Origin of the sequence: Winogradskyella sp. 4-2091 (assembly GCF_045765065.1) — a bacterium.
Taxonomy (GTDB): Bacteria; Bacteroidota; Bacteroidia; order Flavobacteriales; family Flavobacteriaceae; genus Winogradskyella.
Map to the genome: position 1 here is coordinate 52979 of NZ_JBJKOD010000007.1, position 16690 is coordinate 69668.

14 protein-coding genes are annotated in these 16690 nt (G+C 30.8%); 7 read left to right on the forward strand and 7 right to left on the reverse strand.

Translation table 11 applies throughout. From position 1 onward, the window contains the following. Window positions 1-67 precede the first annotated feature (67 nt). Window positions 68-1186 carry a GTP cyclohydrolase gene (locus ACJBCC_RS10660; protein WP_407557157.1) on the reverse strand — a complete coding sequence of 373 codons (1119 nt, stop codon included), beginning with the start codon at window positions 1184-1186 and terminating at the stop codon, window positions 68-70. A gap of 17 nt (window positions 1187-1203) precedes the next feature. After that, window positions 1204-2178 carry a transporter gene (locus tag ACJBCC_RS10665; protein ID WP_407557158.1) on the reverse strand — a complete coding sequence of 325 codons (975 nt, stop codon included), beginning with the start codon at window positions 2176-2178 and terminating at the stop codon, window positions 1204-1206. 130 nt (window positions 2179-2308) lie between these two features. Between ACJBCC_RS10665 and ACJBCC_RS10670 the strand changes: the two genes are divergently transcribed. From ACJBCC_RS10670 to ACJBCC_RS10685, 4 genes are all read left to right on the forward strand, one after another. After that, a complete protein-coding gene (locus ACJBCC_RS10670) occupies window positions 2309-2602 on the forward strand; it encodes a DUF4834 family protein (protein ID WP_299100488.1) in 294 nt (97 codons plus the stop codon). Between the two features lie 109 nt (window positions 2603-2711). Then, window positions 2712-5177 carry a YfhO family protein gene (locus ACJBCC_RS10675; protein WP_407557160.1) on the forward strand — a complete coding sequence of 822 codons (2466 nt, stop codon included), beginning with the start codon at window positions 2712-2714 and terminating at the stop codon, window positions 5175-5177. A gap of 77 nt (window positions 5178-5254) precedes the next feature. Continuing rightward, window positions 5255-6544 carry a glycosyltransferase gene (locus ACJBCC_RS10680; RefSeq protein WP_407557162.1) on the forward strand — a complete coding sequence of 430 codons (1290 nt, stop codon included), beginning with the start codon at window positions 5255-5257 and terminating at the stop codon, window positions 6542-6544. Window positions 6545-6652: 108 nt separating this feature from the next. After that, window positions 6653-8113: an oligosaccharide flippase family protein gene (locus tag ACJBCC_RS10685; RefSeq protein ID WP_407557163.1), complete on the forward strand. Its 1461-nt coding sequence runs from the start codon at window positions 6653-6655 to the stop codon at window positions 8111-8113. A gap of 103 nt (window positions 8114-8216) precedes the next feature. Here the strand turns inward: ACJBCC_RS10685 and ACJBCC_RS10690 are convergent, their stop codons facing one another. Then, window positions 8217-9431 carry a hypothetical protein gene (locus tag ACJBCC_RS10690; RefSeq protein WP_407557164.1) on the reverse strand — a complete coding sequence of 405 codons (1215 nt, stop codon included), beginning with the start codon at window positions 9429-9431 and terminating at the stop codon, window positions 8217-8219. 190 nt (window positions 9432-9621) lie between these two features. On the opposite strand from ACJBCC_RS10690, the gene ACJBCC_RS10695 reads away from it, so the two are divergent. Beyond that, the gene (locus tag ACJBCC_RS10695) at window positions 9622-10683 is read left to right on the forward strand and encodes a DUF3667 domain-containing protein (RefSeq protein ID WP_407557165.1); all 1062 of its coding nucleotides are present in this window, start codon (window positions 9622-9624) and stop codon (window positions 10681-10683) included. On the opposite strand, the gene ACJBCC_RS10700 is transcribed toward ACJBCC_RS10695, so the two are convergent. Together ACJBCC_RS10700 and uvrA are read right to left on the reverse strand one after the other, a co-directional pair. Beyond that, on the reverse strand, window positions 10680-11336 hold the full coding sequence (locus tag ACJBCC_RS10700; protein WP_299100476.1) for a hypothetical protein: 657 nt from the start codon (window positions 11334-11336) through the stop codon (window positions 10680-10682). The genes ACJBCC_RS10695 and ACJBCC_RS10700 overlap by 4 nt on opposite strands. A gap of 1 nt (window position 11337) precedes the next feature. Beyond that, window positions 11338-14127 carry an excinuclease ABC subunit UvrA gene (uvrA, locus tag ACJBCC_RS10705; RefSeq protein WP_299100474.1) on the reverse strand — a complete coding sequence of 930 codons (2790 nt, stop codon included), beginning with the start codon at window positions 14125-14127 and terminating at the stop codon, window positions 11338-11340. A 449-nt stretch (window positions 14128-14576) separates the two neighbouring features. Between uvrA and ACJBCC_RS10710 the strand changes: the two genes are divergently transcribed. Both ACJBCC_RS10710 and ACJBCC_RS10715 read left to right on the forward strand, forming a co-directional pair. Then, window positions 14577-15161: an RNA polymerase sigma factor gene (locus tag ACJBCC_RS10710; protein WP_299100472.1), complete on the forward strand. Its 585-nt coding sequence runs from the start codon at window positions 14577-14579 to the stop codon at window positions 15159-15161. Between the two features lie 57 nt (window positions 15162-15218). Then, window positions 15219-15365 (forward strand): hypothetical protein, encoded by a 147-nt coding sequence (locus ACJBCC_RS10715; RefSeq protein ID WP_299100470.1) that lies wholly within the window; start codon window positions 15219-15221, stop codon window positions 15363-15365. 51 nt (window positions 15366-15416) lie between these two features. Here ACJBCC_RS10715 and ACJBCC_RS10720 read toward each other — a convergent pair whose 3' ends face one another. Next, complete coding sequence (locus ACJBCC_RS10720) at window positions 15417-15935, reverse strand: hypothetical protein (protein ID WP_299100468.1); 519 nt, start codon at window positions 15933-15935, stop codon at window positions 15417-15419. A 66-nt stretch (window positions 15936-16001) separates the two neighbouring features. Next, window positions 16002-16658 (reverse strand): endonuclease III, encoded by a 657-nt coding sequence (gene nth / locus ACJBCC_RS10725; RefSeq protein WP_299100466.1) that lies wholly within the window; start codon window positions 16656-16658, stop codon window positions 16002-16004. Between the last annotated feature and the right edge of the window lie 32 nt (window positions 16659-16690).

A 16690-nucleotide genomic window follows, 5' to 3' on the forward strand; every position in this document is an offset into this window, starting at 1 on the left:
TCGCAAATTAGAAAACGGTCATCGCAAAAATTTGTGATGACCGTTTTTTTATGTCTAAATCTATCTGTTATAAGTCTTTCTTAAATGTTTTACGCCTTGTATAAACTTTAGGATCAAAGTGTTTCCAAATTTGCTTAATAGCATAATTATCTTCGAGTTCTGGAGTTCTATAACACGTTAAGATTCCTTTCGCCTTAAAAGTTTCGTAATATTCATTAAATATTACAGCATGTACGCCTTTGTTCTGATAATCTGGATGAATACCTATTAAGTAGAAAATAACATCTTTACTATTCTTCTTTGCTTTTAAGATATGCGTAAAACCGAATGGGAATAATTTTCCTTTAGTTTTTTGAATGGCTTCAGCAAATCTTGGCATTACAATAGCAAATCCTACAAGCTTGTCATTTTCATCAGTGACAAATTTGATGTATTCCGGATTAACAAAACTTATAAATTTCTTTTTAAAATATTCTTTTTGAATATCTGTAATCTCTACAAATGAAGATAATGAGGAATAACTTTCATTAAACAAATCAAACATACGATCTGCGTAAGGCATAACTTCTTCCGTGGTCTTTAGTTGTAGCGCTTTTAATTTATAACGTCGTTTAATAAGCTCTTGCGCTTTCTTAAAAAACTCAGGTTTTACATTGGCAAAAGGAAATTTACTCTCTGAGTATTCTTTCTCTATTTGATATTTGTGGGATGTATAATGGTCAACATAATAAGGATGATTGTACCATGTAATCATTGTTGCTATATGGTCAAAGCCTTCAGTCATTACACCAACTTTATCTAAATTAGAAAATCCAACAGGACCTTCTGTATAACTAAGTTGATGCTCTCTGCCAATATTTTCAACAGTTTCGAGTAATTTTTTACTAACCTCTAAATCATCAATAAAATCAAACCAGCCAAAACGCATTTTTTTAATGTTTTGTTTATCTACTTCTAGCCAATTCACAATTGCTGCAATTCTACCAACTATTTCTCCTACTTTGTAGGCTAAGAAAAAACGTGCTTCTGCATCTTTAAAAATAGGATTCGTATCTTTATTAAAGGTTTCTAACTCTTGTTTAATAATTGGTGGTACCCAATATTTAGAGTCTTTATATAATGAAAAAGGAAATTTTACAAATGCCTTTAATTCCTTTTTTGATATGGCTTCTTTTATTGTAATCATTGCGTTAGGACAGCTATTTATTCAGAATCAAAATCATCTTCTTCTTTCTTTTTCTTCTTCTTTTTGGTTTTACGCATTTTACCATTTCCATCTTTAGCTGAATTACCATTATCAATTTTTTTGTCTTTATGAAAGTCTAAGCGATAAGAAGCTCCAAAAGCAATATTGAAAACAGTTGGTGTGTCTTTGGTATTAAATGCAATGTTGGCATCTAGTTGAAAATCTCTTGTCCAGAGATATGCACCACCAAACCTAAGAATATTATCAGCATAAAAATCACTTTTAATCCCTTGAGTTTCTCCAAAAACTACCCATTGCGGTGTAAAAGAATGGGTTAACGTAAGTATGTATGAAAAATCAGATTGATCTGTTCCAATTCTATCTTTAATTAAATTCATTACAAAAACCCAACCTCCATTAAAATTGTTCTGAGTTGCAATCATAATTTTTGGACTAAAGCCCTCAATTCCAAAATCAGTATATGGATTATTTTTTGTGTCAAAATTTGCGCCAGCATAAATGGAAACAGCTGGTATTAATGATTTCCAATTAAACTTTCTATTGGCATGATAGCTATAAATATTGGGCTTAGCTTCTTCTGCATTTTTATAAGGATCGTAAACTAAATATTTTGCTCCAATTGTAAAATTTTTAAAATTAGATCTTGCATCTTCGTCAGGTACTAGTCCATTGTAATTAGTAAATGTATCATTTTGGTATACGCCATCAAGAGATAATTCTAATTGTTCAAATAATAATCCGTAACGTAATCCAAAATCTAGACCAAAACCAGAAACTTCATAATTTCTAAGGGCATGATCTTCTTTTACAGTAAAGGCACCAGCTTCAAATTGTACAACTCCTGTACCAACTGAAAAAGCACTTTTAGAAACGCCTGGTCGATTAGAGTTGATTACTTCCGTATACTGTGCAAAAGCGGAATTAAAAGAAATAGTTATTAATAAAATAAAGGTCGATTTGAGTATTCTCATTTTTAATAGGATTTAAAACCGTTCAGTATATTGAAGATTTGATTCAAATATATAGATTTTATACTTTTTTTAAGGAATAATAACGCATTATAAATGTCGATAATTGTATTTTTGAATATTATTTATTCATATGATTCAAGAAGCCTCATTTATGGGATTGATAAAAATTATTTTAATTATTTTATTAGTTTACTACGGTTTTAAGATTTTAGCACGTCTTTTTGCTCCTTTGTTGGTGCGTTTTGTTGCCAAAAAAGCGGAAGAAAAATTTGGAGGACAATTTGGTGGATTCCAAAACCCAAATCAACAAAGACAACAGCAAAAACAAAAAGAAGGAGAAACGGTTATTGATAAGATGCCTAATAAAAATAAATCTTCAAACGAAAAAGTAGGCGAGTATATCGATTACGAAGAAATAGATTAATTTCATTATTTTAAATTTATTGCTGAATGTCATTCAGTATAAATGAAACTTTAGTATTGTTTCAAAAAAAATAACTACTTTTCAGAATCATTCAACTAAAAGCATTCTCATGTCATTTTCTATAAAACGTATACTTCCGCATGTCTTAATATTAATAGGATTTGTAGTTGTTGCATTAGCTTATTTTAGTCCTGTTTTACAAGGAAAAAAGATTAACCAAAGTGATATAATGCATTACATTGGTATGGCTCAACAACAAAAAGAGTTTGCCAAAACTACAGGTGAAGAAACCTACTGGACCAATAGTGCTTTTGGAGGTATGCCAACGTATCAGTTAGGAGCAAAATATCCTCATAATTATATTAAAAAATTAGATTTAGCATTACGTTTTCTGCCAAGGCCAGCAGATTATCTATTCCTATATTTTATAGGTTTTTATATTTTATTAATAGCTTTAAAAGTAGATTTTAAACTCGCTGCACTTGGTGCGTTAGCCTTTGGGTTTTCTACTTATCTTATCATTATTTTAGGTGTTGGTCATAACTCTAAAGCACATGCTATTGCTTATATGCCTTTAGTTTTAGCCGGAATTGTACTTGCTTTTAGAAAGAAATATATTCTCGGTTTTTTACTCACTACGATTGCTTTAGGTTTAGAGATAGTTGCGAATCATTTTCAAATGACCTATTATTTATTGTTACTGGTTCTGGTTTTAGGATTAGCTTATCTAATAGATGCCTTTAGAAAAAAGGCATTACCACATTTTTTTAAGTCCGTTGGCTTATTAATTGTTGCTGCCATATTAGCTGTAGGTCTTAACGCAACAGGCATAATGGCTACACAAGAGTATGTTAAGGAAAGTGCTAGAGGACAAAGTGATTTAACTATAAATACAGATGGCTCTCTAAATGAAACAACCACTGGTTTAGATAAGGATTATATTACGGAATATAGTTACGGAATATTAGAATCCTTCAATCTATACATCCCTAAATTTATGGGTGGTGGTAATTATGAAGATGTTGGTAAAGATTCTGAAACTTACGAAGCGTATATTAGATTAGGAGCCTCTCCAATTGAAGCTTTAGATGCTGCCAGAAATGCACCAATGTATTGGGGAAATCAACCCATTGTAGAAGCACCAGCTTATGTTGGCGCAGTTATAATATTTCTATTTGTTTTAGGATTATTTTTAGTTAAGGGAAGACTTAAGTGGTGGCTTGTTGGCGGAACCATTTTATCATTACTGTTGTCTTATGGTAAAAACTTAGGATTCTTAACTGATTTCTTTATCGATTATGTACCATTTTACAATAAGTTTAGAGCTGTAAGTTCTATTCAAGTTATTTTAGAATTATGTATTCCGGTTTTAGGGATTTTTGCATTGTCTAGGTTATTTAATGATTTTCAAAAGGATGAAGAAAAACTGAAAGCATTGTATTATTCTGTTGGTATTACAGCAGGTTTGGCTTTAATTTTTTTATTATTTAAATCTACATTATTTGATTTTGAAGGTTTAAGAGATGACCAATATATTGGTGCTTACGGACAAGCCTTTATGGATTCTATTATTAAAGACAGAATGGCTCTGATGTCTGCAGATACCATAAGAACTTTGATATTAGTATTGCTTTCTGCCGGAACAATATTCTTATTCTTAAAAAAGAAATTATCAGAAACCTTAGTGGTTATGGTATTCGCGGTTTTAATTCTTTTCGATTTAGTTTCAGTAGATAAGAAATATGTAAATAATGATGATTTTGTTTCTGCGATAAAAGTGGATAAACCTTATCAGCCAAATCAAGCAGATAGAGAAATTTTAAAAGATAAGAGTCATTTTAGAGTGATGGATATGTCTAGTGATGGACAAAGAATGCCTGCAAAAGCAGCGTATTACCATAATTCTTTAATGGGTTATAGTGCAGCAAAATTAGGACGTGTAGAGGAATTGTTAGATTTTCATGTGTATAAAAATAACATGAATGTTCTCAATATGCTGAATACAAAATACATTATTGCTGAAGAACAAAACACTATTTTTCCTTATACAAATAATGAAGCTAATGGGAATGCCTGGTTTGTGTCAAAATTAAAAATTGTAGATGACGCTAATCAAGAAATTTTAGCTTTAGATAGTTTAAATACTAAAACTGATGCAGTGATGGGTAGACAAGAGTTTCAATCTTTTGCGAGTTCTTTACCAGTAACACAAACTAAAACTATAAGTAAGTACGTATTTGATTTAGACTCTACAGCATCTATTAAATTATTAGACTTTAAACCAAATTATTTAAAGTATCAATCTGATAATAAAAATGATGGCTTAGCCGTATTTTCTGAAATTTACTATAAGCAAGGTTGGGATGCGTATATCGATGGCAAATTAGTCCCTCATTTTAGAGTAAATTATGTGTTAAGAGCTTTAGAATTGCCAAAAGGAAAACACACTATTGAGTTTAAATTTGAACCGCAAGTGGTTGCAACAGGAAGTAAAGTTGCTTTAACAAGTTCTGCTGTTTTGGTTATTTTATTGATTGCAGGTTTATTCTATTCCTTCAAAAATGAAAACGAATAATTGTCATTCCTGCGTATGCAGGAATCCGCATTTAGATTACTAGTTAATAGATTTCTGCCTTCGCAGGAATGACAGACATGAACAAAAACAAAATATTAATAATAACCTATTATTGGCCACCAGCAGGAGGTCCAGGCGTGCAACGTTGGTTAAAGTTTGTGAAGTATTTACCAGATTTTGAAATAGAACCCATTGTTTATTGTCCTGAAAATCCTAATTACCCAATACTAGATGAGAGTTTAATTAATGAAATTCCAGATGGTGTTACTATTCTAAAACAGCCTATAAACGAACCTTACGGTTTGGCTAGTTTGTTTTCTAAAGGCAAGTCAAAAAAAATAAGTTCTGGTGTTATTCCTAAAGCTAAAAAACAATCTTTTGTTGAAAAAGCAATGCTTTATGTAAGAGGGAATTTCTTTATTCCAGATGCACGTAAAAACTGGATAAAACCTTCAGTAGAGTTCTTATCTCAATATATAAGAGATAATAACATAGAGACTATTATTACCACAGGTCCACCACATAGTTTACATATTATAGGTTTACAACTAAAAGCCAGATTAGATGTAAAATGGTTTGCAGACTTTAGAGACCCTTGGACGACCATTGGCTATCACAAAGATTTAAAACTTACAACGTCATCAAAAGCGAAGCATTTAAATTTAGAGCAAAATGTTTTAAATACAGCAGACCATATTATTGTTACGAGTCATCATACCAAAAATGAGTTTCAGACAAAGACAAAACAACCCATTACGGTTATTACAAATGGTTATGATGGTCATAATAACAGCATAGAAGGGAAGGATGAAGAATTTACGCTATCTCATATAGGTTCTTTATTATCAGAAAGAAATCCGTTGGTTTTATGGGAAACACTTTCAGAATTAATAAAAGAAAACAAAGAGTTTTCAGAAGCTTTTAGGTTGCAATTAATTGGTGTGGTAAGCGATGATGTTATTGAATCTATTAATCAATTTGGATTAAAAAATCATTTAGATGTTATGGGTTATGTGAGTCATGATGAAGCGATAAAGTTTCAAATGAAATCGCAATTATTGTTGTTAATAGAAATTGATTCCGAAGACACCAAAGCTATAATTGCAGGTAAAGTTTTTGAATACCTTATAGCCGAAACACCAATACTAGCTTTAGGTCCTAAAGATGCTGATGTGGAAAAAATTATCACCTCAACCAACACAGGAACCTATTTTAATTACACGCAAAAAGCCGAATTAAAAACGCAAATATTAACTTATTTTGAAGCATTTCAGAATAATACTTTAAGTGTAAACGCTATTGGTTTGCAGCCATACAGCCGAAAGGCATTGACAGAAAAGTTAAGTCAACTTATAAAAGATAGCTAATTTTTTAATCGTAACAGTGAGAATGTCCCCTTGAGGGGACTTTAGGGGTGTTTTTAAAACAATAAACAATATACAAATTGAATTTTTATAATCGTATTTTGCCTCACTATGGGAATCGTATTAAACCAATCTTTTAAAAACACAATAACCACATATTTGGGTTTTGGTATTGGTGCAATTAATACACTTTTTCTTTATACCAATTTTCTATTCGATGAATATTATGGGTTGGTGGCTTTTTTGCTTTCTGCAGCTAATATTATGATGCCTTTTATGGCATTTGGAGTTCATAATGCGATTGTAAAATTCTATTCAACATTTAAAACTAAAAATAGTATCAATAGTTTTCTAACGTTTATGTTATTTCTGCCTATTCTGTTTATTATTCCAGCAGCTTTTATAGGTTATTTTGCGTATGATGCTATTGTCCATTGGTTGTCTAACGAAAATCAAATTGTAGAAAATTATGTTTGGCATATTTTTATACTAGCAATTTCAATGGCTTATTTCGAAATCTTTTTTGCGTGGACTAAAGTACAAATGCAAACTGTTTTTGGTAATTTAATGAAAGAGATTTTCCATAGAGTATGCATTATGCTTTTATTGTTGGCGGTCTATTTTAATTGGTTAACAGCTGATAATTTTATTGTGGCATTGGTTGCTGTGTATGTAATTAGAATGGTAATTATGAAATTATATGCCTATTCTGTAAGATTTCCGAAGTTGAAATTTCAAAAATTAGAGCATCAATTTTCTATTTTAAAATATGCTGCCCTAATGATAATTGCAGGTTCTGTTGCTACACTTATATTAGATATCGATAAGTTTATGATTGGCTTAATGTTACCAGATATTGAGCAAGTTGCTTATTACAGTGTCGCAATTTTTATTGCTACCGTAATTGCTGTTCCGCAACGTGCTATGCATCAAATTATGTTGCCATTATCTGCAAAATATCTTAATGAGAAAGATTATGACTCGCTAGAAGATTTATACAAACGAAGTTCTATGACGCTTTTGGTAATAAGCGGTTTTATATTTTTGTTAATTATTTTAAATATTAATCAGTTGTATGAAGTTCTTCCAGATAAATTTACAGGAGGACTTTTTGTAGTTTTAATTGTGAGTTTAGCCAAGCTGTATGATAACAGTTTAGGAAACAATAATGCTATTTTATTTAATAGTGATTACTACAGAATGGTGTTGTTTTTTGGAGTGCTTTTGGCTATTATGGCCATTATTCTTAATGCTATTTTTATTCCTATTTATGGAATTGAAGGCTCGGCGTTTGCAACATTTTTAGCTGTATTTATTTACAATACGGTTAAAATTATATTTGTAAAACGAAAATTTAATATGTTGCCTTTCACTTTAGGTTCAACCAAAATTGTAGTAACACTACTTGTATTATCTCTAGGATTTTACTTTTGGGAGTTTCCGTTTCAACCTATAGTAAATATCATTCTAAAATCAATTTCAATAGGATTGATTTATGTTGTTCTGATATATAAGTTGAATGTTTCTGAGGATATTTCAAATCAGATAAAAAAATATTTACGTTTCAAGTAAACTTAAATTCTTACGAAAGCAGAAATCTAAAAACAAGAATGTCCCGTAAGGTGCTCTAAAGCATACATCAAACGGGACATCCTAACCAACCAAAAAATCGTTTTTATCCTCTTGTACGTTTTGTGTTAGATCTAGTAGCGCTTCGGTTAGTGTTTCTACTGCTATTAGATTTATTAGACACAGACGTTGTTTTTCTTTTATTTTGAACAGAGCTCACTTTTCTTGTGCTTTGAGATCTAGTATTACTTGATCTTGTTGCTGTAGTTCTAGGCTTACTCGTTGTTGTTCTTTTATTAGACACAGATCTGTTAGTTCTGGTCACATTATTATTTCCTGTACTTCTAGTAGTTGTCGATGTACTACTACGTGTTGTCGCAGTAGGTTTCTTAACTCTAGTTGTAGAACGTGTTGTAGCTGTTCTGTTAGTTCTTGTAGTTCTAGTAGGCGTTACTTTATCAGAAGTACGTCTCGTACTAGATCTAGTTGTAGCATCGTTACCTCTAGTTGTTCTTACAGCGTTGTTTTCTTTTAAACGTGTTGTTCTTGTTGCAGCAATTACTTTATTGTTACGCGTTACACGTGTTCTAATACTTCTTTCCGTTTTGTTTCTTGGTGTTTGTACATATCTACGTGTATTTCTAACTGTATTAGCGCGTCTTGTAACATGGCCATTGTTGCCTCTAACAATGTTATAGTGTCTTACATTATTAGAATATGGTCTGTAATAAATATGTCTTACAGGTGCATAATATCTTCTATACGGATTTACATGAACAATACAAAAGTTAACATGTGGTATCGCATAAAATCGGTGCCATGGTCTATAAACATAAGCTCTGTTGTAAGTATTGATAAATCCATCATATCTCCAAAAAGCATTGTTTCTGTAATATACATTTAAGCCACCAATCCTTGTAATTCTCCCACTTCCATTGTAGTTAATAAAAATGTTTCCTATTTGATTTACACGTCCGTAATAATCATAATAAATTGGTGTGTTTTCAATTTGAATAATTGCTCCATACTCATCATATTGTAGGTACGGATTGTAATCGTAACCAGAGTTAAAACTTAAACTAAAACCAGGCGTATCAATATCTACGTTTACATCTGGTCCGTAGTTTGGTAAATAAAAGTCAAATTGACCATCTGCAAATACTGAAAATTCAATACCAGCTTCAGTAAATATGAAAGACTTACCATAACCTCTCACATAATTATTGTTAGAAGCTTCTGCTTCTGATGTTGTGTTAGTTGTTGCGAATGCAGTTGTGCTCATAGCGACTAAAGCTGCAAATAAATATAGTATTCGTTTCATAATAATTGGGTTTTAAATTAAACTCGTAAAGTACTAAACAAACAGCGTGCCAAAATAATTAATCATCTAATTTTAAGGATTTTAACTTGTTTTTGTTTAAAGTGTATTCTTAATTTTTGAAATTGAAACCAACGACATTAGTGTGTAATGTTATAATTTTTGTTACTTTTAAAACTGATTACCAATCAAAATGAAAGCCAACCAAGAGAATTGCAAAAATTGCGAACAACCTTATGATGAAGGTTTTCAATTTTGTCCACATTGTGGGCAAAAAACAAACGACGAATTAACTATTGGAGTTTTATTCTATAATACCATTAGTAATTACTTTTCTTTTGATGCTCGTTTTTTAAAGAGCTTTATTCCATTATTATTTAAGCCAGGTTATCTAGCTAAAGAGTTTATTAAGGGTAAGCGACTCTTGTATCTTCATCCTGCTCAGATGTATTTGTTTATTTCTGTTGTATTCTTCTTTATTTTTTCATTTACCGTTAGAAAACAAACTGAATTATTAAATGAAGAATTAAAAAAAACTTTTGATACAGATGATACTGAATTAATTGATCCATTAGAGATTAAGAGAATTGATTCTCTAGATCGTATTAAAATTAAGGAAGCGCTTAAGGACAATCAATTTATTACTAGAATGAGTGATAGTGAAATAGACTCTATTGTTTCACTTGATAAATTACCAAAGAAAAACGACATTTCTTTTGGTTTTAATGAAGCAGAAATTGATTCTCTAATTAAGGTGAAAGCATCTGATAGTGAGATATATAAAACTATGGGACTCGAAGAGGATGATGGTTGGATTAAAAGAAAACTATATACTCAAGTTCTAAAATTTTACAAGTCTAGAGATGGAGGAAATATTTTACACACGTTTTATGATACCATACCAATTGCTTTATTCTTTTTACTGCCAATATTTGCATTAATTATAAAACTACTGTATTTCAGGAAAGGACGCTATGCACATCATTTAGTGTTTAGTTTTTACTTTTTCTCTTATCTGTTTACAGTATTCACTATTATATTTGGTGTAAATTCAATTTGGGATATACCAGATTGGATAGATTGGCTTGTGGCATTATCAACATTTTTTTACTTAATGATTGCCTTAAAAAAATTCTATGGTCAAGGATGGTTTGTAAGTTGGTTTAAATGCAGTGTGGCAACATTTATGTTTATGACAATTGTAATACCCACTACAGCGGTAATTATTTTGTTTTATGCGTTTATGTTCTATTAAGTAGTAGAACCTGCATGCCAGATAGGAATGTCTAGAAACTCACTTAAAATTTCAGCATCGATAATAATAGATTTTAAATTTCCGTGATCAACCACGTTTTTTCTACTACTATCATTTAAAACTAAATTGAGCTCAAAACTTTTATAAGAACCTTCATCGCTTTTTACATGCTCACCAATAATTTGTAGAGCAACAATTGTGTTTAAAGGAATATATTTTTTAGAACTGTCTCTTTTTATTTTATAAATATCAATATTATAAGCCTTATAATAAACACCTAATTGTTTGTCGAAAACACGAGGCTTGTAAAATTGATAAAACATAAATCCACCAGCACCAGAAAATATAAGTCCGAAAATAAGTAAGAACCAATTTAAAGAATCGATTTCACTGATTGAATCTATTAAGGGCATTAAGCCAAAAAATAAAACTCCTAATCCAACAGCAAGAAATATAAAACTGAAAAGTGCAGCACCAATAGAGGGTTTGTAAAGCACTTTTGAACTCGATTTCTCAACAAGAATATTAGTTTTAAAGTTTGCTCCTCCATACACTAAAGGTGCAGTAGATACCGAGGATTTAAAATCACTATTCTCTATTAAATTTTCTTTTGCCTCTATAATCTCATTATGAAATCCTTTAGGTAATTCCATCTTATAGTTTCTCTTGAAGATATTTTCCGGTTACAGAATTTTTGTCTTTTGCAATGTCTTCTGGAGTACCAACAGCAACTAGTTGTCCTCCATGTTTTCCACCTTCTGGTCCTAAATCAATAATATAATCAGCACATTTTATAAGATCAATATTGTGCTCAATGACAATTATAGAATGCCCTTTAGCGATTAAAGCTTGAAATGATTTTAATAATTTTTTGATATCATGAAAATGAAGACCAGTAGTAGGTTCATCAAAAATGAAGAGTGCATTATCACTTTTACTTCCTTTTCCTAAAAAAGTAGCGAGTTTAATACGTTGTGCTTCACCACCAGATAGAGTAGAAGATGATTGGCCTAAAGTAACATAACCTAAACCAACATCTTGAAGCGGTTGTAACTTTCTATGAATTTTTGTTTCAATATTAGTTTTGAAAAACTCTAGCGCATCATCAATAGTTAAATTTAAAATGTCATCAATAGATTTTCCATCAAACTTAACTTCCAAGACTTCTTTCTTAAAGCGTTTTCCGTTACAAGTATCACAGGTTAAATGGACATCTGCCATAAACTGCATTTCAATAGTTACTTCGCCTTCACCTTTACAAGTTTCACAACGACCACCATCTACATTAAAACTAAAATGCTTGGCAGCGTAATTTCTTATTTTACTTAATTTCTGAGATGCAAACAGGGCACGTATATCATCATAGGCCTTGATATACGTCACAGGATTAGAACGCGACGAACGACCAATAGGATTCTGATCTACAAACTCCACATGCTTTATATTACTATGATTGCCTTTTATTTCTGAAACTTGACCAATTTTATCGCTAAAACCGGTTAATTTCTTTTGAATCGCAGGAAATAAAATCTTTTTTATTAACGTACTTTTTCCACTACCAGAAACTCCTGTTATAACGGTTAGCATTTCTAAAGGGAAAGTAACATCTATATTTTGAAGATTGTTTTCTCGTGCACCAACAACTTCAATACTGTATTTTGAAGTTCTACGTTTTTTTGGAACTTCAATTTCAAGTTGACCATTTAAGTATTTTGCAGTTAATGTGTCTGCGGCAAGAATCTCTTTAAAATTACCTACAGCCATAACTTCGCCTCCAAAAGTTCCTGCTTCTGGGCCAATATCTATAATGGCATCTGCAGCTTTCATTATATCTTCATCATGCTCTACAACAATCACTGTATTACCTAAATCACGTAAAGATTTTAATACTTCAATTAGACGTTCGGTGTCTTTAGGATGCAAACCAATGCTAGGCTCGTCTAATATATACATAGAACCCACTAAACTACTTCCTAATGAAGTGGCTAAGTTAATACGTTGACTTTCTCCACCAGAGAGTGTATTCGATTTTCGGTTTAAGGTTAAATAGTTTAAACCAACATTGGTTAAAAATTGCAGTCTTGTATTAATCTCAGTTAAAAGACGTTTGGCTATTTTTGTATCGCTATCACTTAGCTTAAGATTTTTGAAAAATACGGCTAATTCATCTAAAGGTAAATCCACTAAATCTGTAATTGTAGCTTCATTTATTTTTACATAACTAGCTTCTACACGCAAACGTTTTCCATTACAAACATTACATTTTGTTTTTCCACGATAACGAGACAACATTACGCGATTCTGAATTTTATACGCTTTAGACTCTAACTCCGCAAAAAAAGAATCTAAGCCTTCAAAATATTTATTCCCTTTCCAGATGAGCTCTTTTTGCTTATCTGTTAACTTAAAATAAGGCTTGTGAATAGGGAAATCAAAATGATGCGAGTTATTAACCAATTGGTCTTTATACCAGCTCATAGAGTCACCTCGCCATGGAAAAATTGCGTTTTCATAAACTGATAGTGCTGTGTTTGGTATCACTAAATCATCATCAATACCAATAACATCACCGTAACCTTCGCATTTAGGGCAAGCACCATACGGATTATTAAAGCTGAATAAATGTGCGTTTGGTTCTAAAAAAGACATACCATCTAATTCAAACTTATTATTAAAAACCGTTTGTTTATTATCTGCAAGCGATTCTATAATACATGTGCCAACGCCTTCATAAAAAGCAGTACCAACAGCATCTGCTAAACGGTTGAGGAAATCTTCGTCATTTTTAAAAACAATTCTATCAACAACTAAGAAAAGATTTTTATCTGATTTAATTTTTGTTTTTAAGACTTCATCAATTCTAACAACATCATCGTTTACTTTTATACGTGCATAACCTTGTTGTTGCAAGGTTTGAAGTTTGTTTTCAATCGTTCTACCTTCTTCTAAAGTTATTGGAGCTAAGAGTAATAATTTTGAACGTTCTTCAAATTTTGAAATAAAATTAATAACATCAGAAACTGTATGCTTTTTAACTTCTTCTCCAGAAATAGGTGAGTAGGTTTTACCAATTCTGGCAAATAATAACTTTAGATAATCATAAATTTCTGTGGTTGTACCAACAGTAGATCTTGGATTCGTAGAGTTTACTTTTTGCTCAATGGCAATGGCTGGTGCTATACCTTTTATATAGTCTACTTTAGGTTTATTTAATCGTCCTAAAAATTGACGTGCATAACTACTTAGGCTTTCCACATATCGTCTTTGGCCTTCTGCATAAAGGGTATCAAACGCTAAACTCGATTTTCCAGATCCTGATAAACCTGTTATAACAACCAGTTTGTTTCTGGGAATTACAACATCTATATTTTTAAGGTTATGCAATTTTGCACCTTTAATAATGATGTTTTCTTTAGGATTAACGTCTAATACAGTACTATTCATTGATTATTGTGGATATCTAAGTTTGCAAAGATACTATAATAGCAAATAAGGAATAAATTATGCTTAATTAAATCATCCTTAATGTGTAATAGAACTCATTCAAAATTCAAATTCATATTTTTTTAAGAATTAATTGAAATTTTAAGATTTTTTTAAAATTATCATAAAATTTAATAAAAATAATTGTAAGTCATTGATAGTTAGTATATTTAGTTGTTGGGTTTGCTGATTTACCGTAGATTTTATCAGTAATTTCATCTATAAAAGGAGCTGTTTATCCGACAAAATGTTAAATTTTACTCATATTTTTTGTTTTTTCGGAATGATTGTTGTTATATTTGAAACTTATTCATCTATATAAACAACTGCGTATAATATAATATTACTTTAAAAAACAGCTTTTTAACCCCAAACTTAATAGGAATCTATTGAGCTTTAAAGTAATTATTATGAACAAAGAACTTATCCAGGACGCAGAGTTGGTTAGCAACTACATTAAAGGTAACGAGAATGCACTTTCAGTTTTAATAGAAAGGCATAAACAAAAAATTTACAGTTTTATTTATTCTAAAGTCTATGATAGAGATGTCACTGAAGATGTTTTTCAGGATACCTTTATTAAAGTCATTAGAACTTTAAAACGAGGAAAATATAACGAAGAAGGTAAATTTTTACCATGGGTAATGCGAATTGCACATAATTTAGTGATTGATCACTTTAGAAAAAACAAACGAATGCCCAAATTTCATAACACAGGTGAGTTTAGTATTTTTTCAGTATTAAGTGATTCTACTCTAAATGCAGAAAAATCGATTATAAAGGATCAAGTAGAATCTGATGTTAGACGTATAATTGAAGAGTTACCAGAAGATCAAAAACAAGTGCTTTTAATGCGTATGTATCAAGACATGAGTTTTAAAGAAATTTCTGAAAGAACAGGTGTTAGTATCAATACAGCATTAGGAAGAATGCGTTATGCACTAATCAATATGCGAAAGGTTATTGAACAGAATAATATTGTTTTAACAAATTGATACAATAAAGTAGAGTTAGTTCCGTTTTTGCTATATATAAACTGATAAATTATTAAAATGGCAAAAATTTACTCTAATGCTTCCCCAAAAAAAATGCATAACCTAAACCCAAAAGATGAAACTGTAAAGTTTCTTCTCAATTACTCTAAGGCTTTAAGTGTTATAAGTCATAATAAGATGAAGTTTGAAGCGCTTCTGAATTAATTTAAAAAGCATAAGAACTCCTGAAATTAACGTTTCAGGATTTTTTTATGTTTATAATGAATGGCTATTTAAATACTCATTTTGTAGAAGTTTTAAATAATCTAATACTATTTTTCTATCACTATTGGTTTTATTTAGACAGTTATTATCTTTTTCATCATATACAGTTAGGGCTAAGAACCAATGTCCTTGGCGCTTTACATAGCCATTTGTAAAAATAGGATCTTTATCATTTGCAGCACGTGCTGTGTCAATTGCTAAGCCTAATAAATTAAGTTTTTTATCAGGTATTTCTGCCTCGTAATATGTAAAATAAAATGTTTTATTATCAATTACAATTGGTACGTTTATACCAACATTACTATCATTTAATCGATATTTTTTATCGATATACTGATAAAATTGATTGGCAGCTTTTGGGTCTTCAAAAATATATGCTATCTCTTTAGGAAATTGGCGCTTAAATTTTTTTGCAACCTCTAATTTGTATGTAAAATACTCTGGAGCTTTTCTTAATGATATACAGGAAAAAAATGAAGTGAACAATACTACTAAATATAGCTTTTTCATGGTTCGTGGTTTCAACTATTACCACAATAATTATACCAATACTAGCAGTACTAAATCGTGTTTATATTACTTCTTCTTTTTATAATAGTCGTCTAAAACCGTTTTTCTACCAATAGTTTTGGTAATTATATCTTTATCCAAATCCCAACCTCGAGCTGGCGAATATTCTCGTCCATACCAAATGATTTGTAAGTGCAAATCATTCCAAAGTTCTTCTGGAAAAATGCGTTTGGCATCTTTTTCTGTTTGTACTACATTTTTTCCGTTAGTTAAATTCCAACGATACATTAAGCGATGGATATGAGTATCTACGGGAAAAGCTGGTATGCCAAAAGCTTGTGATAAAACTACTGCAGCTGTTTTATGACCTACAGCAGGTAATTCCTCTAGTGCTTCATAGGTTTGTGGTACTTCGCCATTATGCTTATCAATTAAAATTTGAGACAAGCCATGTATGCCTTTACTTTTCATTGGTGATAAACCTACAGGTTTTATAATTTCTCTAATTTCTTCGATACTTAATTTAATCATGTCATAAGGATTGTCTGCTCGCTCAAATAAAAGTGGTGTTATTTTATTGACTCTAACATCAGTACTTTGTGCAGACATTAAAACAGCAATTAATAAAGTATAAGGATCTTTATGATCTAAAGGAATCGGAATTGTAGGATAGAGTTTATTTAATGTTTCTATAACAAAATCTACTTTTTCTTGTTTGGTCATTATTGTATTTTTACAGAAATACAAATTTACAC